This is a genomic window from Corynebacterium heidelbergense (assembly GCF_028609845.1).
Lineage (GTDB): Bacteria > Actinomycetota > Actinomycetes > Mycobacteriales > Mycobacteriaceae > Corynebacterium > Corynebacterium heidelbergense.
Genome location: NZ_CP063191.1, coordinates 1,618,848 through 1,634,118 on the forward strand (window position 1 = coordinate 1,618,848; position 15,271 = coordinate 1,634,118).

Consider the following 15,271-nt stretch of genomic DNA (forward strand, 5'->3'; position numbering starts at 1 on the left):
AACGCGACTAACCGCCCACAGGAGTGGACTTCAGCCACTGGGCGATCACGTTGCCCTTTGGCTTACCCGTGATGCTCATGACCGTGTACTTCACGGGCATGCCAGCGAACTTCTCCGGGTCCAGCTCGATGCTGTCATCCGGGGACGTGCTGGTCTTGTAGTAGTGGATACCGACTGCCCCATCACCCTCGATCAGCAGCACCAACATCGCCACGTCCGTGGACGAGTACACCTGCGGCATCTCGAACCGGCCGTCAGCGCCGACGACGCGGCCCGGGCCGAAGCGGTGCGTCAGCGGCTCCTCGGTCCACTGAATCGGGATGACCGAGATCGAATCGGTGATCTTCGTCTTCGTCATCCGCAACGCAGAGTTCTCCCACGCCCCCTTCGTCTCACCACCGTCGGTGTCGGTGTTGAATTTCGGCAGGTCGTCTTCGCTGGTGTACCCCAGCGGGGAGTATGCACCCAGCTGACCGACCGCACCGTCAGCTACCCAGGTGTTGATCGCGTCAGCGGTCGGCGGCTCCGTCCCGACGGGCGCGATCAGCACCGCGCCACGACCCGGGATTAGGACCGCATCATCCTTGTATGCGCCCATCAGGCAATTCCTTCCCTCCGCATGATCGCGGAGTATCGAGAGACCAGGGCCTCCGCCCCAGTAGGAGTGTGTGGCGACAGTCGGACCGGCTCGCTGTCACAGATCACGCTAGAGACCCGCACGCCATCGACCACGGACAGCGACAGCATCGCGTCCGCCACTGCCCACGCCCCCTCCGCAGCCGCGTCATAGTCCGGGCCGGTGGTGACCAGGGATACCTCCACGCGGAATGCCCACCGCTGACCCGGTTGCCCGCCGATCGGGGCGGCGTTGGTGATGTCGACGACTGTGACCACCTCCTCGCCGGTGTAGGTGGCGTCCCTCCCAAGCTGAACAGAGTGGCCCGTACCGGCGCGGATCAGCCCTTCCCGTACGACAAGTGCCGGGTCGATCCGCTGGTGGTGTGGTTGGTTCGTCATCCGATCGCCCTCCGCAGATTGTGCTGTCCCGGCACGTACCGGCCGGCCTTCCCGCTCTTCGTCGCCGCGAAGTGCCCGAACTCGATAGCAGCGGACGCGGGGTGCGTGTTCGTCACGAGCCGGTCCATCACCCCGCTACGGCCCCGCGCCGGCTTCACAACGAAAGCATTCGAGTACCGGCCCGTCCGGTGGTGCGCCGCAGCATTGCTTTCCGCCCGCGCGAGGATCCCCGCCGCCGCCTCATCAAGGAGGGGCTGGATGCCTGCCAATCTGGCGATCTTGGTGCCGGTGCCCTTATAGACCGTGGCCATCACGCACCCCCCGCCGAACCCCGGACTGCCGCAGGGCGACCACGTCACGGGCGGTACCCCGCGACCCACGGTGCCGCTTCGGCTCCCCCACCACATTCCACAGCACCCCATCAGCGTCGATGACCTGCGATAGATCATCACCAGGGAACACCCGCGTGTAGAACCGCTTCAGGTTCAGCACACCAGTCTCACCCGCCGCCGCGTACGCCTGCACGTCCGTCGACGTGGACTCCTGCATCCGGCCCAGGCACGAAACCCGCCCGATCTCGGTGGGCACGTCCACGCCCCGCTTTCCGGGCCGCATCTCCCGCAGCACCACCACAACACGATCGGTGGCGGACGTGTTCGATCGCAGCCCCATCTACTCCCCCTCCGCGTACCAGGGGAACCTGAACTCGGTACCATCCGGCACGTAGCGGGTGCCCGTCGTACCAAGGTCACCCCGGTACGTCGAGACGGTGCCCAGCCCGGTGCTGCGGCGCGCGCCACGGTACTCCCGCAGCGTCGCCCGCTCCGACGCGGTGAAGATATCGGCGCTGGTGACGGACGGGTCCAGGCCGTAGGAGTAATCCCCCTCCGCCTCCCGCGTGTACCGGTCGGGGTTGGTGTAGAGGCGGCGGCAGGCCAACGCGAGGACCGCCATCGCCCCGGGCGGCACGTCCATGCTCGACGCCCAGTCCCGGCGGGTGATATCCAGCGCCGCCGCCGAGACCACCTCGATCACCCACGCGGCAAGGCCGTGGTCGATCGGGCCCGAGTCGGAGGTCAGGGACCGCTCGAGATCGGCGAGGTCGACCAGGCGGATGCGGTCCTGCGGTGCAGTCACGATCTGTGTCCTTTCGTGTACGCGGAAGGCCCGCCCACGGCCACAATGCTGTGGGCATGGGGCGGGCCTAAACCGTCCCTAGCTGCTAGGCGGTGCCGGAGCTAGCGGGGGCCGGTGCGTCCTCGGTGATGGTCGCGGCACCCTTCAGCTTCACGATGCGCTGGGCGTCAACAACGCTGGCGCCAGCGAAGGTGTCCACGACGGCGCGGTCCGTCAGGTGGTCCGGGTCGTAGTCCTGCAGGTACCGCATGGTGAAGCCCTGGGCAGCGGTGGTCGCAGCGAAAGCTGCGCCGCGCGGCAGGGCCGTGGTGCGGGTCGCGAGGATGATCCCGTCACGCTGGAAGGCGTACGCCGCGTTCGCGTCGATGGTGTAGTCCGCCACGATGGTGAAGCCATACAGGCTCCCCAGCGTCGCCTGGCGGAGCAGGCCACCACCGTCGCCGGCCTCGTTGACCTTCTGCAGCTGAGCGGTGTCGAGGAGCGCGGCCTCCCAGTTCGCGCCCACAACCAGCACGCGGTTCATCAGAGACACGCCGCGCTGGGACAGCAGCTGGTGAGCTGCGCGGATCGTCGGAAGGACATCCCTCTTGTAGGTCGCAGTCAGGTTGGCTGCGGTCACAGAAATGTTGTCCTTGGCGCCGAAACCAGCGAACTCGGTCCCTGCCTCCCGGAGGGCCTGGATCGTGTCGTAACCGGTCCCGTTGGTGCCGACGTACGGCTTGTTGGTCTTGTCCAGGGCGGACAGGCCATCGGTCACGCCGCCGAGGGCGGTTGCCACGGCGCGGTTGATCTGCTCGGCGACGGACTCCGCCATGGGGGCGATGACCTGCGCCTCGAGATCGGTCAGCGTGAAGGTAGCGAAATCGTCCGGCAGCTTCACCGCGTTGTAGATCTGGTCGGTGAGCCGGACGCTGGTGTACGGCTCGTACAGGTTGGAGTAGGTGATGGCGTTCTCGGCGTCACGATCGGACTGCGTGTACACGCGGGCCTTGTCGATCATGATCGGTCGCTTCACCGTCACCGTCGCACCGCGACCAGCGGTGAACTCGGCGGAGAAGTCGGTGGACACGAGCCGCGCGAGGGTGGACTGGTACTTGGTGGCGGCCAGAGTAGAGCGAGCCGCCTGCTCGGGGGTGTACAGGAGATGCTGCGGTGCAGCCATAAGGGTTTATCCTCCGTAGATTCGTGAGCCGACCTTGTCGAGGTCCAGCTCGTCTTCTGGGCGAGTGGCCCGCCCATCACCACGCCACACACCATCGTCGGGGCCCCAGCCTGGGGCGCGCCGCCGTGAGGACACGACCTGCAATAGGCTTTCCGCGTCTTGCTTCAGCTCCTCGGGGGTGGAACCCCGCAGTCGGGTGGCCATCTCGAGCGGCAGGCCGGTCTGCATCGCCGCCCGGAGCTGTCCTAGCTCCCGCTCCGCGTTCGTCGCGCGCTCCCGAAGCTTCTGCGCCTCACGGTTGCTCTTCCGAATCTTCGCCAACAGCTTCTTGACGTCCTCCGGGGACTGGTCAGAATCGCCATCCGAGTCAGCGTCGCCGCTGTCGTCGGTGTCCTGCTCGTCCTCGTCGGATTCGTCGCCGCTGTCGGTCGTGGCCTCCGCCACGTCCTTCGGGGTGGGCATGCCCCGCGTCTCCGTGCGCTCGGCACGTGAGTCGGTGGACTGGTCAGCGTCACCAGCGGTGGCCTCTACCTCCTGGCTAGTAGCCTTCTCCGCGATGGTGTCTCCGTCGTTGGTGTGTGTGGTTGTGGTCTGGTCGGGCATGGGGTCTCTGTGCTCCTGGCAGTCGAGTTGTCATCTCACCCAGCACCACGGCCAGGTGTCGCCTACATAGTGCGGGCCTTCTTCCGGTACCTCGCGATCCGCGACAGCAGCGCTTTGTGCTCCTCCTCAAGGTGCACCACCGGCGCGTCAAAACCCGTCTGCCCGGCCTCCAAAAGTGCGGCGAGTTCCTCCTGCACGCGGTTCGCCCGCACCGCGAGCTCCTCCGCGTGGTCCAGGTAGTCCTGCGACGTCCAATCCGCCCGGGCGCCCACGCCGCGCTTCCGCGCCCTCTCCGACGGCTTCTGCGGCACCGGCCGCTTCTTCACGCCCGTGGCCTGGCCCCTCACCGGCGCGCGGCGCGGTTTCGAGTCCAAGGGTCCGTCGTAGTTCTCCGGCAAGGTGCCTGACTGCCGCCACCGCTGCCACGCCAGCCACGGATCCGGCTGCCCCGCAGCGACCTGCGCCCACTCCCTAGCCAGCTCATCCCCATTACCCGGGAGCCTCAGCTTCCCATCCACGCGGTACACCGGCTCCAGCGTGCAGCAGCACCCGTCGTGGACCTTGAACTCCCCGTCACCGGCGAACCGCGCGTTCGACGCGATGAAGCTTCCCCGGTGGTACAGGCCTGCCCCCTCCGCCTCCTGCCCCATCCGGTACACCCCACGAGAGGCGAGCATCGCGCAGAAAGGGCACGGATCCGCGTCCGCGACCCGCGCGTACCCCACAGCCTGACGGCCCTGCCTAACCTCCGCCTCGACGACGCTGCGCCCCCCATCACCGGCGATCTTCTCCGCACGCCCCGTCGCCGCCATCTCCCCACGGTCCATCCCATCGGAAGCGCCGTAGCCCTTCTTCGCCACGGACTTCATCGCGCCCCGCGTCGACCGCAGCAACTCCGCCGCGATATCTGCCACATCCAGCCCATCCTCCGGGTACTCCACCCCCTCCACGTCCCGACCGATCGCCTCCGCCGCCCGGAACGCCTCGACGTAGTCAATCGACCGCAGCCGCGACGCCAGCCGGTACTGCGCCACAACCGGCGCCGCCTCACGGGCGAACACCTCCGCCGACTGGTCGATGTCCTCCCAATCCACCGTCCGGCGGAACAACCGCCTGATCGCCTCCGCGACCTGCCCGGCGATCGTCACCTGCTGCTGCCGGTGCTCCTCCGTAAGCTGCTCGCCCTTAAGAGTCCTGGCCACCGGTCACTCCGCTGATCGTGGACTCCGCCCGCCGGTTCATCGCCACCCGCAGCGGGTCGGACTCCTCCTCCAGGTCGGCCTGCTTCTCCCACTCCTGCACGTCGGCGGACTCCACCCCCGGGATCATCGGCCACAGCGCCCGAGCAGGCACCCGCAGCATCTGCGCCGCCTTACCCAAAGCGTCCACGGCCTGCGCCATCGACCGGATCTCCATGTCCTGCCAAGTCACCCGCACCAGATCGTCATCCGCCAGGTCGTCGTAGCCCGCGATCATCGCCGCCACCCGCAGCAAATTCGAGTACGACGCCCCCGCGTTCTGCTGCCGCTCGTAAACCTTCTGCGTCAGCGGGGCCCGCGCCGCCGCGAGTGCTTCCGCCGACAGGTTCACTAGCTGCCCGGTTAAGGCGTGCGCCGGGGTCTGCGACACCGCTGCCAGCCCCTCGATATCCGCCCGCCACGACGCCACGAAAGGATCCAAAGCGGTCGCGTCCAGGGTGCCGAACTTGACCTCGGCGCCGCCGGTGAGGATGTCCTCCTGCGCCAGCCGCATCTTCAGCTCGTCCGCCTTCCGCTGGTCAACGACGCCCGTGCCGTCGCCGTCCTCGTCGAGCACCTCCGGCATCTCCAGCCCGGTGGCGGTCTTCACCTTCCAGCTGTTGTAGTGCTGCGCCAACAGCCGATCGTAGGCCGTCTTGTTGATCCGCTTCGCCGACGGGATGAACGGCTCCACTTCGCCAATCACGCGCCCGTCTAGGTCCAACTGGTTGCAGAACCGCACCACGGGCACGTAGTCGAGGCCCGTCTCGAACGACTCCACGACCTCGGGCAGCTCCGACGCGGCCCGCCGCATCGACAACACGTGCTCCACCCCCGGCAACCGCAGCACGTACCGCTCACGCTCCCCCGCTGCACCCAGCAGCTCCAACGCCGCCGACGGGTACGGGTCCACCCCCAAATCCGCGTACTCCACCGCCACCCGACGCGGCGAGAAGAACCGGATCTTCGCCGAATCCTCGCCCCGCAGCGTCGCCGGGGTGACGATCGCATACGAATGCCCATACGACACCATCGCCCGGTGATTACTGATCTGCTGGGCCCTCATGTGGTTGGCGTTCCACAGCCCCCACAGCTCGTCGATCCGCCCGTCCTCACCGACGACGTTGTCGACGTACATCGCCTGCACGACGTTGTCGACGACGAGGCGGAGCCACGGGGTGCGGGACAGCGCCCGCAGCGCGTGATGCTCCCGCGTCGCCTTCGCGGGCAGCTCAAACCCCGCCACCAATTCCGGGCGGAGCCACGAGTCCACGGCCGCGCATTCCCGCTGCTGGCGGACCAGCACCGCCTGCAGACGGTCGAAAACGTCCCTGATCTCCTCGAACATCACGCGGCTAATCCTCGTTTCTTCTTGACCACTGGCTCCATGTCCAATCCCCGCAGCGCGAGCGTGATCGCCCGCAGCGGCTCAACCCTCACCTCACCAAACTGCTGCCACGTCCAGGCGGTTTTCGACGTGCCCACCAGCCGCCGCCGCGCCGTGTGCGCAGCATCATCGAGCAGCGGATGCTCCCCGTGCATCACCGACGGGTCCGGCGCCCCCGACTCGTCCTCCCGCACCAGCCGGTCATACAGCGCCGCAGTGCCCTGCGTAATATCCCGCGTCGCGGCCAACGACACAGGCACCCCAGCCTCCGCCAACCTCGGCGCCAGGGCAGCAGCACCAGAGAAGCTATCGATTACGATGCCCGCATGGGGGCGGTGCTTCTTCGACACGCGGCGGCACTCATCCTGAATCCACGCGACCCCAGGCTTCGCCGCGATGATGTCCACCACCACCCGCCCATCACGCAACAGCGCCGCGCCCGCGAGCACCGCAAGATCACGATCCGCAGTGACCTCCAACGCCAACGACCTGCGCTTCACCTTCGCCCCGATCATCCCCTCCGCGGTGACGAACGAGCGGGCCCACACGTCCACCCCGATCGCCGCAGCCGACGACGCATCCGCCCACACCCCCAGCCGCTCCCGCTGATACTCCTCCTCCCCCATCACATCCAGCTCGGCCTCTTTAATCCACTCCCAGTCCTGCAGGTAGCCCAACGACGGGTTCGACGCCGCGACCGCGTCCACGGAACGCCAGTCCAGCTTGTTCACGTCCGCCGACCACTCCATGTACAGCAGGCGGCGGTTCTCCTCCGGCGTCTTCGTCGCCTTCTCCCGCACCTTCAACAGCGTCTCCGAGTAGTCGAAGCCAGTCGAGGAGGTGTACCACACCTGCGGAGACGGCCGCGACGACAACGTCGGAAGAAGGTCCGACACCAGCTTCGACGACAGGGCAAAAGCCTCGTCCAGGATCACGCAGTCACCCTGCAGACCACGGCCAGACGCCCGCGACGACCGCGCCAAGAAATCAATCCTGCGCCCGTCCTTCAAGATGATCGCAGTCTCCCGGCTATCCGGCATCGCCTTGACCTGGTCCAGCAGCCACGGGGTGCGCTCGATGATCTCCCGCAGCGCCTCGTACTCGTTGTGCGCCGTCTTGAAGACGTGCGCCGTGTGGACCAAGCGCTCCTCACCGAACAGGAAAAGGCCGGCGAGGAGCCGGGCGCGCACGATGAAGTTCTTCCCGTTCTGCCGAGGCACCACCAGCGCTACCTGGAACGCGGCCCACCGGCCCCGCTGGTCCTCCCCCAGGGCATTCCGCAACACCAGCTGCTGCCACGGCAGTAAATCCATGCCCAACGCGCCCGCCAGATCAACCGCGTCCTCCCCCGACGACTCCGACCACTCCGGGGCGTGGAAAATTGGCGGGACCTGCACCCCCACCGGCTCCGACACCGGCACCATCGACGAGCCAGGCACCACCAGACGATGATCCGCCACCGACTAACCCCCCGACGCCAGACGCTCGCGGCGCTTCCGGGCGATCTCGTCCAACGGATTCGCCGCAGCAGCCTTCTCCCGGCCCGGCTTCAGCACCCCAATCTTCCCCAACGCGGTAGCCACCGCCGCCTGCATCTGCCGAGCCTCCCCAACCATGTTGTTAACCACCACCGACATCTGCACCTCCCCCGACTCCAGCTCCTCCGGCTCCCCCAACTCGAACCACAACGTCGACTGCGCCGACAACGCAGCCGCGAACCGCTCCAACCGGTCCCGCATACGGCACGCCTCCGTCAGCACCGCCAGACCAGCCGGATCCAGGTCATAGGAGCCCGTCACCTCGTCCCACAGCTCCCGCCCATGCCTCCGCAGGAACGCCGGATACTCCCCACCCCGCTGCGCCTCCTGTTCCTCCCCCACCAGACGAGCGACGACCTGCTCCCCCAACTCCTCCTGGGCCTTCTGCTTCTTCGCCCTCGGCTCCGGCCGCTGCCGCTTCTCCCCCGCCCGATGCTCCCGCATGTACTCCGCCCGAGCAGCCTTACACGCCTTACAGGTGTTCTCCCCCCGCTTCGAGTGCTGCCGGTAACCCGCCACCGTCCCGCACTGGGGCCGCTTCCGCGCCCGCTTCTTCTTCTCCACCTCAGCCATGGACCGCACCCTAGCCGCCCACCGTGAAACCGCTACGGAATCCGCCACCCCTCCGAAAATGGCAGGCCACGGGCCGAAAACGGTTTCACCACCGGGGCCATTTCAGAGCCGCCCCAGCTGTGAAACCGACATGGGGTTTCCCTGCGTGCACGCCGCTACCAATACCGGGAGGTAGGAGGGGCCTAGGCCCTGGGGAGGGTCCCCCAGGGGGTTAGTGGTCTGTGGTGGTGGTTGGGATGAGAGCGAGCGCGGGAAGCCAGGCCTCGGGCACCAGTGGGATCGGTTCTCCAGGTTCAATCGTTCCAGATCGTTCGTCTGCGAATCGTGGGGTGCGTCCTGTGATGACGTGTCTGGTTTCAACGTCGAGGAAGTGCGTGTGCGGCGTGGTGTGTTCGCGCGCGTCGTCCTCCGTTGCGCAGAACGTGAGTGCGTGTGTTCCGGCGTCGACGAGTTTGTTCGGGTCGAGAGTTCCACCGTCGAGAGTTCGGAAATAGTCGCCGGGCGCTTTGACATAAGAGACGAAGAACTGTCCGCGTGTGAGCGTTTCGTCTTCTGATGGTGGCTCGTGCCGTAGGTGCCAGTGGTCTCCGGTTCGATGGGCGATGACGGCGAGCGTTGGGTCTGGCTGTCCGTTGGGGTCTTTGAGGAAGTAAAGGTGGGGCATGGGGGCGAGCTTAGGCGGGGCGGGAGGTTTGGTGTTGGGCGGTGGTGTAGCAGGTTTCGGCTATGGCTTCTTCGAGGGTTTCGAAGGCTGCGGATCTGATGTGGTGGTAGCGGTGTTGCTGGATGTGGTTGACGGTGTCTTTAGTCAGCCTGATTGCTGCGGCGAGGGCGCGTAGCGAGGGGGTGCGGTTGGGGAAGAGATGTTCGGCGAGGAGGTCGAGGGCTGCTTGCGCTTCGCTGGTGAGGTGTTCTCGACCGGTAGGGTCTAGGTCAGAGCAACTCGTGTGTGGTTTTGTACAGCTCGATAGAGAAGTCACGCCCGCTCTGAATCTCGTGTTCTAAGTGCGCTGCGAGCCTCCTTCCGGCGAGCTCTGTTGTGGTGCTGCTAACAACGAGGGCGCAGAGCGCAGCCGCCTTCAAGGTAAGTCTCGAGTCCAGCTGTAGGTTTTTGTGCACTCCCATCTGGTAGATGGCGACGGCGGCTTCGTTGCTATGAACCCAGTCATGGAGCTCATTCAGCTCCTCGGTGTCGATGTTGAAGTGCCTGCCTCGGTCCCAAACGGTTGACCATATCTTCAGAAACTCTCCATTGCTCGGGACGTCTTCATTAATCCTCCCAGATTTAATTGCAGGCACCAGGTGGCGATTCTCATCTTGTTTGATGATGGCACCGTCTGTGACATGCTCTAGCCAGCTCATTCTCGTCTTGGCGATCTTTAGGGCGCGGTTCGTTCTGTCAACCTCTTGAACTTCCGAATCGATGAGCCACATACACCGACCACAGGCTTCGATGGATGCGCGAGCTAGGACACTGATCGGTGGCAGGTTCGCTCTCTTGTGCCGAAGGAGTACGCCGATGCTGTGCAGATGAGCGCCTGCTGCCTGGAGTAGCAGAGTAGCTTGTTCGTCGCAGAGACGGGCACAGTTGCTGGCAAAGGAGGAATTATCGGACGGCTGGTTGAAGGCTGCGTTGACTTCGTCGCGTTCGCCCTCTCCCATGCGCGGTTCTGTCCTGGCGACTTCGTTAGCGCAATGCGCCACTCTTTCCAGTTGGTTCCCGATCTTGCTTGGGTTGCGCATGTCGTCCTCACCCTGATGCAGCCTTTGCGATGGACGCAATCTTAGACCTACCAGTCGAGGAGGGTGTTGGGGTTGGTGGCTTCCCGTTTGTTTCCTCGTGCTGCGTTGCAGTTGCGGTGTGCTGGTTTGGTTTCGCCGTGGAGGTCGCCGCCGCGTGCGATGGGGACGATGTGGTCGAGGGTGAATGCGCGTTCGTGGTGTGGTGGCAGCTGCATGTTGATGGGTTCGCCGCAGAGCCAGCAGACGGCGTGCTCGGGGTTGCGTTCGAGTCGGCGGCGTTCGCGGGCGACGGTTTGCTTGTAGCGCCAGTCGACTTGCCTGGTGGTCATCCTGGTCCTGTTGGGTTGTGGCCTTGGCGGTGTCCTGGCCAGTATCCGAAGACGGTGTGGAAGTAGGTGGAGGCTAGGCGGGGTGCCATGGCTGGGCCGACGTGGGGGGTGAGGAGTGCGACGAGGCTGGTCCAGGGGTGGGTGTTGGTGGCCCAGCGGGCGAGGCCGGGGCCGCGTGTCCAGTAGTGCTCGAGTTTGCGGGCGCCGGAGTCGCCGGGGTGTAGATCAGGCATGGACCTGGTTGTATCCCTCCACGCGGCTGCGGGTGTTGTTCGGCGACGGGTTAGTTATCGCATTCTTGTGGGGGGCCTACTTTGCGATACTGCATCCGCGCCCCTTCGTGGGGTTCGAGGTAGTCGCACCATGGGCCAAAACTGCCGTCGGGGTAGGCCCAGCGGTATTCGGTGCTGGCCGCGTCGAGGAGGTCGTGGTCGGCGGCTTCGAGCTTTTCGAGGGTGGCGAGGATGCGGCCTTGGTGGGCGTATTCGGCTATGCCGCCGATGACGCCGAGGGTGCAGACGATGACGACGGCGGCGCCGATGGCGAGTTCTTCAGTTGTCATGGTGGTGTCCTTGGTTTGGGCATGGGAAAAGCCCCGTGGCAGGTGGCCAGCGGGGCTTCGGTCGGGGTGGGGTGAGGGTTAGCCCTCATTCCCCTGGTCTCATTCTCGGGTCATGGGCTCGCTTCAAGGGTGAACCCCCGGCCGCTCGAGGTGGGGCCGGGTTTGTTGTCTAGCTCTAGGCCTTGTGGTCAACGCCCAGCCGATCGGCTGCCATGCTCAGGAGGAATGCTGCCGCTAGGAGCACTAGCGGCAGCGTCGGGAATCCAATGTGGGCGATCACCGTGACGATCGATCCCAGGCAGAGCGCGATTGCAGCGTAGTTGGCGGTCTTTCTCAACGTTGGCCGCTCCTTAGCACTTCTCGATTGCGAGGCCGATTCCGGAGAGTTCCGAGGCTAGGGATAGGAGCTGGTCGCGTACTTCGGTGGCTTCAATAGATGCCCCCTTGGTGGCGATGATGTTGCGAAGACCGCCGGCTTCTTCGATGAGCCTTCCGACGCGGCTTGCCCCGCCGAGGGCTTTCACGGCGCGGACGATGCTGACAACCTTTGCGATGGGGAGCACGGTTCCGGCGACGATCAAGGTGATTGCGCCTGCGCATTCGAATGCATTTCGTGGGGCCGTTCCGCGCTGCAGGTAGGCGGCGATCTCTTCGTCGGAGCCCTTGGCGACGACGTCGTCGGGGATGGTGTCGACGTAGTCCAGGAAGCTGTTGATCTCGCGGATGTCTTCCTGGGTTAGGTCGGTGGCGGAGGTGATTTGGGAGCGGTCGGTTTCAGCGGCGTTGGCTGCTTGGGCCCCTGCGAAGGGGACGATGAAGGCAAGGCCGACTGCGGTTAGCCGGGTTGCGGTTTTGCGGTTCACTACTGTGGTCCTTCCTGCTGTGGGGTTGGCTCCTCGCCGGTCGGCGGGGTTCATAGGGGACCGTAGGGCTTTCGGAGTGAACCCGCTAGACGAAAGTAGCAAATGTGATCACCTTCACCCTCCTGCAAAACGCCTTTGCTCCCCGTGTGCACTTTCTGTATCTCACTTCAACGTCCGTGCGTAGCGGTCCTTGTTTTGGACATGGGAAAGCCCCTGGGCGGTGGGGCCAAGGGGCTTGGATGTGAGGGTCTCCGCTCCTCCTATCTCACAATCGATCTCTGTGCCGATCCATGGGGAAACCGATGGAACGGTTCCGGGAGGAGCAGCGTGGTGATATGACGATAGGAAGGGTTTGTGGGAGACTGGCGTTGCAGTCGTATGTACACATGGTGTGTACGTACGTACCGATCGGTGGGAGCGCTCAAGCCATGGTCGGTGTGTCTACCCCTAGATGCAGGAGATTGTCATGCCCACGGTGAAGGATGTAGCCGCCTATGTGCTCAATGAGGCTGGGCCCATGACGGCCATGAAGTTGCAGAAGATGGTCTACTACTCCAAGGCTTGGCACCTTGTTTGGGAAGAGCGCAGCCTGTTCCCAGAACCTATCCAGGCCTGGGCGAATGGGCCGGTGTGCCCGGAACTGTACCAGCAGCATAGGGGCCAATTTCGGGTGTCCCCCGGTGACATTAACGGGGATCCTGACGCCCTTGCCGACTTCGAGAAGGAATCGATCGACGTCGTTCTGCAGTTTTACCGGGACTTCACCGCGGTTGAGTTGAGTGATCTGACCCACAGTGAGGATCCGTGGAAGGACGCCAGGAAGGGTCTGGCTCCGGGTGAGCGATGCCAGAACGTCATCAGCGAAGCGGCTATGGCCGAGTTCTATGAGGCGCTCGCAGCATCGGCTGAAGTGTAATGGGGAAGAGAAATAAGCGACCTGTCGCATCTCAGGTACCGAAGCGGCGGCGTGGTCCTTTGGCTGCGAAGCAGCCTGACGGGGAAAAACGAGCAGCACGGTTGCCCTCATCTGGCTCCAAACCGACTGTAACTTTCCTGTTCAACCGTATTGCAGATGCGGATAATTGGTCTCCCCTGAAAAATAAAGCTTTCAAGCAGGACGTCGTAGACATAGTCAAGACTCTCAAGAAGCTGGAGAATCATACGATTGAGCAGGCTAGGAATAACGAGCTTTTAGCAGACTACGACATGGATAAATTTCCGAACCGCGCCGCAGCTGACCACCTGTACAACACGTATGGTTCCGATACGCTATGTCGCATAAACGTCCTAGGCGGGGGTGGGGGTCGGAAGCTTTTCGGTCTACGGGAAGGCTCTGTTGTGTCCATCATTTGGTACGATAATGCGCACGAGATATGGCCCGTTGGGAAGAATAAACGGTAGCTGTGGTGTGACTTTAAGTCATTTGCGTGTGGGGCGTTGGTTTGCCCAGTCGCAGGTGAACCCTCCGGTGTTGTTGAAGATGCAGGTGACGGTGTTGCCGGTTGGGAGGTCTACGGGGATGGCGTAGGGTTTGCGGACTGCGAGGGAGTCCTGGGTGATTGGCCGGGCCAGCGGTGGGGTGGGTGTGGTGGGTTGGTGGGTGGCGATGTAGCAGAGGATGGCGAGGTTTCCGGCCGCGAGGGCGAACGCGATGATGGTCGCGGCGATCGTGAGGCGGGTTGTGGTGGTCATTCGATTACCTCCCAGTCGGTGACCCAGCGGCGTACTTTCGTGCCGGGTGGTTGCCCGGTCTCTTCGTGTTTTTGCGGGTAGATGTAGCCGTGGAGGTCGGTCTCGTAGTCCTCGGGTTCGGCTGCGACTGGGGCGCCTAGGGGTGTCCAGGCGCGGGGTAGATCGAAGCGAGGGATGATGTTCTTGGGCGCGCTCCACACGTGATTATCCCCCCGGTCTGGGAGGGAAAAGGTCGCCTCTTTCCTTACCCAGTTCCAGTACACGAATATCCCGAGCTGGAACTCGCCCTCGTCTTTAGCTCCCGGCCGGAAGTCGCACCACATACCGATGCAGTCCGCGAGCGCCTCCGGGGGCAATTCCGCGAGTGTGCGTTTGGTGGTCCTTCGATTACCTCCGGTTCGGTGACGAGGCGGCGGACGATCCGTTCGAGACTGCCCACCGCCTCCAGTTCTTCTCGACTCCAGTCAGATATGGGTTTCCATACATAAAGTTCTGGCTCCCATTCTTCTGCCCGATATTCCCACTGCATTCCGGCGATCTGCTCCGCCATAGCGGAGGCTGTCTTCCGCTGCTCGTGGATGTCCATTGCGCGTGCTTGCTCTGGCGTGATGGTCATTTCTTTCCTTTCGTGGCTGTGCGGGTGCGGTGCAGGCGGCGGGCGGCGGCTTCGGCGTGTTCGCGGGTTGCGCAGTCGTAGTGGATGCGGCAACGGGCGATTTCGGCGGGGCTTATGCCGCGCGGGCGGTTTGGGGTGCCGCACACGTAGTAGCGGCCTTTGACGTGGTGGACCCAAATACCCGTGCTGCTCATTCGTCGCCTTCGATTTCTGCGGTGAGATATTCGGTGGGGTCTGTGTGGATGTAGTCCCAGGCTGTTTGGGTGGCGGTTTCGGGGTCTGGGGCCATGACGGTGATGCCGCCGGTGAAGTCGACGTTGTAGCGGGTCAGTGGGGGGTCGAGGTAGCGGTCAACGTCCGCCAAATGGGGGTCGTTCATGGTGGTCCTTAGGGTTCGTAGCGGCCTGGCATGTCGTCGCCGGTGATGAGTGCGGTGAGGTCTTCGAGGGTCATGGTGACCCACTGGCGGGCTGCGTTTTGGGTGCCTCGTCTTTTGTGGACGATGAGGCCGATGTAGGCGTCGGCGTTGCCTGCTTCCAGGTGGGCTTCTTTGATCCATTGGGATAGTTCGGGCCGGGTGGTGTTTTTGCATTCGATGGCTATTGGTTTGCCGTGCGCGTACACCCCGGAAATGTCGCCCCGGTCTTTGTTTCCGGTTTTGACGCGGCGGTCGATGTGGGGGTTATCGAGTGTGCTTTTGAGATAGTCAGCTACCTGTCTTTCGAAAGTGGTTCCGGCTTTTTTTGCGGATTGTCTGTTGCGTGGCATGGGTGGGGGCTCCTAGGGGGCGCAGTGGGCGGTGGCGAGGATG

24 protein-coding genes are annotated in these 15,271 nt (G+C 64.3%); 1 reads left to right on the top strand and 23 read right to left on the bottom strand.

Annotated features, from left to right (window positions below):
- Positions 1-7: 7 nt before the first annotated feature.
- The 18 genes from CHEID_RS07075 to CHEID_RS07160 all read right to left on the bottom strand — a co-directional run bounded on the left by CHEID_RS07075 (position 8) and on the right by CHEID_RS07160 (position 12,152).
- Positions 8-598: a phage tail tube protein gene (locus CHEID_RS07075; protein ID WP_112769259.1), complete on the bottom strand. Its 591-nt coding sequence runs from the start codon at positions 596-598 to the stop codon at positions 8-10.
- Positions 598-1,017 (bottom strand): hypothetical protein, encoded by a 420-nt coding sequence (locus tag CHEID_RS07080; protein ID WP_112769258.1) that lies wholly within the window; start codon positions 1,015-1,017, stop codon positions 598-600. The genes CHEID_RS07075 and CHEID_RS07080 overlap by 1 nt, the downstream gene beginning before the upstream one ends.
- Positions 1,014-1,328: a DUF5403 family protein gene (locus CHEID_RS07085; protein ID WP_112769257.1), complete on the bottom strand. Its 315-nt coding sequence runs from the start codon at positions 1,326-1,328 to the stop codon at positions 1,014-1,016. Before CHEID_RS07085 ends, CHEID_RS07080 begins: the two co-directional genes overlap by 4 nt.
- Positions 1,312-1,689 (bottom strand): hypothetical protein, encoded by a 378-nt coding sequence (locus CHEID_RS07090; protein WP_112769256.1) that lies wholly within the window; start codon positions 1,687-1,689, stop codon positions 1,312-1,314. Before CHEID_RS07090 ends, CHEID_RS07085 begins: the two co-directional genes overlap by 17 nt.
- On the bottom strand, positions 1,690-2,154 hold the full coding sequence (locus CHEID_RS07095) for a hypothetical protein (protein WP_112769255.1): 465 nt from the start codon (positions 2,152-2,154) through the stop codon (positions 1,690-1,692).
- An 85-nt stretch (positions 2,155-2,239) separates the two neighbouring features.
- Positions 2,240-3,316 carry a hypothetical protein gene (locus CHEID_RS07100; RefSeq protein ID WP_112769254.1) on the bottom strand — a complete coding sequence of 359 codons (1,077 nt, stop codon included), beginning with the start codon at positions 3,314-3,316 and terminating at the stop codon, positions 2,240-2,242.
- 6 nt (positions 3,317-3,322) lie between these two features.
- Positions 3,323-3,919 carry a hypothetical protein gene (locus tag CHEID_RS07105; protein ID WP_112769253.1) on the bottom strand — a complete coding sequence of 199 codons (597 nt, stop codon included), beginning with the start codon at positions 3,917-3,919 and terminating at the stop codon, positions 3,323-3,325.
- A gap of 62 nt (positions 3,920-3,981) precedes the next feature.
- On the bottom strand, positions 3,982-5,121 hold the full coding sequence (locus CHEID_RS07110) for a VG15 protein (RefSeq protein ID WP_112769252.1): 1,140 nt from the start codon (positions 5,119-5,121) through the stop codon (positions 3,982-3,984).
- A complete protein-coding gene (locus CHEID_RS07115; RefSeq protein WP_112769251.1) occupies positions 5,105-6,505 on the bottom strand; it encodes a phage portal protein in 1,401 nt (466 codons plus the stop codon). The genes CHEID_RS07110 and CHEID_RS07115 overlap by 17 nt, the downstream gene beginning before the upstream one ends.
- Positions 6,505-8,004: a hypothetical protein gene (locus CHEID_RS07120; RefSeq protein WP_146743842.1), complete on the bottom strand. Its 1,500-nt coding sequence runs from the start codon at positions 8,002-8,004 to the stop codon at positions 6,505-6,507. Before CHEID_RS07120 ends, CHEID_RS07115 begins: the two co-directional genes overlap by 1 nt.
- A 3-nt stretch (positions 8,005-8,007) precedes the next feature.
- A complete protein-coding gene (locus CHEID_RS07125) occupies positions 8,008-8,655 on the bottom strand; it encodes a hypothetical protein (protein ID WP_112769249.1) in 648 nt (215 codons plus the stop codon).
- 211 nt (positions 8,656-8,866) lie between these two features.
- The gene (locus tag CHEID_RS07130; protein WP_146743841.1) at positions 8,867-9,319 is read right to left on the bottom strand and encodes a hypothetical protein; all 453 of its coding nucleotides are present in this window, start codon (positions 9,317-9,319) and stop codon (positions 8,867-8,869) included.
- Positions 9,320-9,588: 269 nt separating this feature from the next.
- Positions 9,589-10,317: a hypothetical protein gene (locus tag CHEID_RS07135; protein WP_146743914.1), complete on the bottom strand. Its 729-nt coding sequence runs from the start codon at positions 10,315-10,317 to the stop codon at positions 9,589-9,591.
- 128 nt (positions 10,318-10,445) lie between these two features.
- The gene (locus CHEID_RS07140) at positions 10,446-10,727 is read right to left on the bottom strand and encodes an HNH endonuclease family protein (RefSeq protein WP_202973264.1); all 282 of its coding nucleotides are present in this window, start codon (positions 10,725-10,727) and stop codon (positions 10,446-10,448) included.
- Complete coding sequence (locus tag CHEID_RS07145) at positions 10,724-10,960, bottom strand: hypothetical protein (RefSeq protein WP_146743913.1); 237 nt, start codon at positions 10,958-10,960, stop codon at positions 10,724-10,726. Before CHEID_RS07145 ends, CHEID_RS07140 begins: the two co-directional genes overlap by 4 nt.
- Before the next feature lie 50 nt (positions 10,961-11,010).
- Complete coding sequence (locus CHEID_RS07150; protein ID WP_146743912.1) at positions 11,011-11,289, bottom strand: hypothetical protein; 279 nt, start codon at positions 11,287-11,289, stop codon at positions 11,011-11,013.
- Between the two features lie 175 nt (positions 11,290-11,464).
- Positions 11,465-11,626, bottom strand: coding sequence for a hypothetical protein (locus CHEID_RS07155; RefSeq protein ID WP_181645974.1), 162 nt, complete (start codon positions 11,624-11,626; stop codon positions 11,465-11,467).
- A 13-nt stretch (positions 11,627-11,639) separates the two neighbouring features.
- Positions 11,640-12,152: a hypothetical protein gene (locus tag CHEID_RS07160; RefSeq protein WP_112770267.1), complete on the bottom strand. Its 513-nt coding sequence runs from the start codon at positions 12,150-12,152 to the stop codon at positions 11,640-11,642.
- A gap of 466 nt (positions 12,153-12,618) precedes the next feature.
- On the opposite strand from CHEID_RS07160, the gene CHEID_RS07165 reads away from it, so the two are divergent.
- Positions 12,619-13,068, top strand: a complete 450-nt coding sequence (locus tag CHEID_RS07165; protein WP_112770270.1) for a Panacea domain-containing protein — start codon at positions 12,619-12,621, stop codon at positions 13,066-13,068.
- Between the two features lie 503 nt (positions 13,069-13,571).
- Here the strand turns inward: CHEID_RS07165 and CHEID_RS07170 are convergent.
- The 5 genes from CHEID_RS07170 to CHEID_RS07190 form a co-directional block, all read right to left on the bottom strand.
- A complete protein-coding gene (locus CHEID_RS07170) occupies positions 13,572-13,844 on the bottom strand; it encodes a hypothetical protein (RefSeq protein WP_112770265.1) in 273 nt (90 codons plus the stop codon).
- Positions 13,841-14,200, bottom strand: a complete 360-nt coding sequence (locus CHEID_RS07175; RefSeq protein ID WP_112770264.1) for a hypothetical protein — start codon at positions 14,198-14,200, stop codon at positions 13,841-13,843. The genes CHEID_RS07170 and CHEID_RS07175 overlap by 4 nt, the downstream gene beginning before the upstream one ends.
- A 256-nt stretch (positions 14,201-14,456) precedes the next feature.
- Positions 14,457-14,654 carry a hypothetical protein gene (locus tag CHEID_RS07180; protein ID WP_112770263.1) on the bottom strand — a complete coding sequence of 66 codons (198 nt, stop codon included), beginning with the start codon at positions 14,652-14,654 and terminating at the stop codon, positions 14,457-14,459.
- The gene (locus CHEID_RS07185) at positions 14,651-14,839 is read right to left on the bottom strand and encodes a hypothetical protein (RefSeq protein WP_112770262.1); all 189 of its coding nucleotides are present in this window, start codon (positions 14,837-14,839) and stop codon (positions 14,651-14,653) included. Before CHEID_RS07185 ends, CHEID_RS07180 begins: the two co-directional genes overlap by 4 nt.
- Before the next feature lie 8 nt (positions 14,840-14,847).
- Positions 14,848-15,228: a putative PDDEXK endonuclease gene (locus CHEID_RS07190; RefSeq protein ID WP_112770261.1), complete on the bottom strand. Its 381-nt coding sequence runs from the start codon at positions 15,226-15,228 to the stop codon at positions 14,848-14,850.
- Positions 15,229-15,271: the final 43 nt, after the last annotated feature.

Bases quoted from the DNA above. Each gene is read 5' to 3' on its own strand.
- CHEID_RS07130 (WP_146743841.1), bottom strand. From the start codon at position 9,319: ATGCCCCACCTTTACTTCCTCAAAGACCCCAACGGACAGCCAGACCCA.
- CHEID_RS07135 (WP_146743914.1), bottom strand. From the start codon at position 10,317: ATGGGAGAGGGCGAACGCGACGAAGTCAACGCAGCCTTCAACCAGCCG.
- CHEID_RS07190 (WP_112770261.1), bottom strand. From the start codon at position 15,228: ATGCCACGCAACAGACAATCCGCAAAAAAAGCCGGAACCACTTTCGAA.
- CHEID_RS07180 (WP_112770263.1), bottom strand. From the start codon at position 14,654: ATGAGCAGCACGGGTATTTGGGTCCACCACGTCAAAGGCCGCTACTAC.
- CHEID_RS07170 (WP_112770265.1), bottom strand. From the start codon at position 13,844: ATGACCACCACAACCCGCCTCACGATCGCCGCGACCATCATCGCGTTC.
- CHEID_RS07105 (WP_112769253.1), bottom strand. From the start codon at position 3,919: ATGCCCGACCAGACCACAACCACACACACCAACGACGGAGACACCATC.
- CHEID_RS07090 (WP_112769256.1), bottom strand. From the start codon at position 1,689: ATGGGGCTGCGATCGAACACGTCCGCCACCGATCGTGTTGTGGTGGTG.
- CHEID_RS07080 (WP_112769258.1), bottom strand. From the start codon at position 1,017: ATGACGAACCAACCACACCACCAGCGGATCGACCCGGCACTTGTCGTA.
- CHEID_RS07140 (WP_202973264.1), bottom strand. From the start codon at position 10,727: ATGACCACCAGGCAAGTCGACTGGCGCTACAAGCAAACCGTCGCCCGC.
- CHEID_RS07085 (WP_112769257.1), bottom strand. From the start codon at position 1,328: ATGGCCACGGTCTATAAGGGCACCGGCACCAAGATCGCCAGATTGGCA.
- CHEID_RS07115 (WP_112769251.1), bottom strand. From the start codon at position 6,505: ATGTTCGAGGAGATCAGGGACGTTTTCGACCGTCTGCAGGCGGTGCTG.
- CHEID_RS07125 (WP_112769249.1), bottom strand. From the start codon at position 8,655: ATGGCTGAGGTGGAGAAGAAGAAGCGGGCGCGGAAGCGGCCCCAGTGC.
- CHEID_RS07145 (WP_146743913.1), bottom strand. From the start codon at position 10,960: ATGCCTGATCTACACCCCGGCGACTCCGGCGCCCGCAAACTCGAGCAC.
- CHEID_RS07185 (WP_112770262.1), bottom strand. From the start codon at position 14,839: ATGAACGACCCCCATTTGGCGGACGTTGACCGCTACCTCGACCCCCCA.
- CHEID_RS07100 (WP_112769254.1), bottom strand. From the start codon at position 3,316: ATGGCTGCACCGCAGCATCTCCTGTACACCCCCGAGCAGGCGGCTCGC.
- CHEID_RS07165 (WP_112770270.1), top strand. From the start codon at position 12,619: ATGCCCACGGTGAAGGATGTAGCCGCCTATGTGCTCAATGAGGCTGGG.
- CHEID_RS07075 (WP_112769259.1), bottom strand. From the start codon at position 598: ATGGGCGCATACAAGGATGATGCGGTCCTAATCCCGGGTCGTGGCGCG.
- CHEID_RS07150 (WP_146743912.1), bottom strand. From the start codon at position 11,289: ATGACAACTGAAGAACTCGCCATCGGCGCCGCCGTCGTCATCGTCTGC.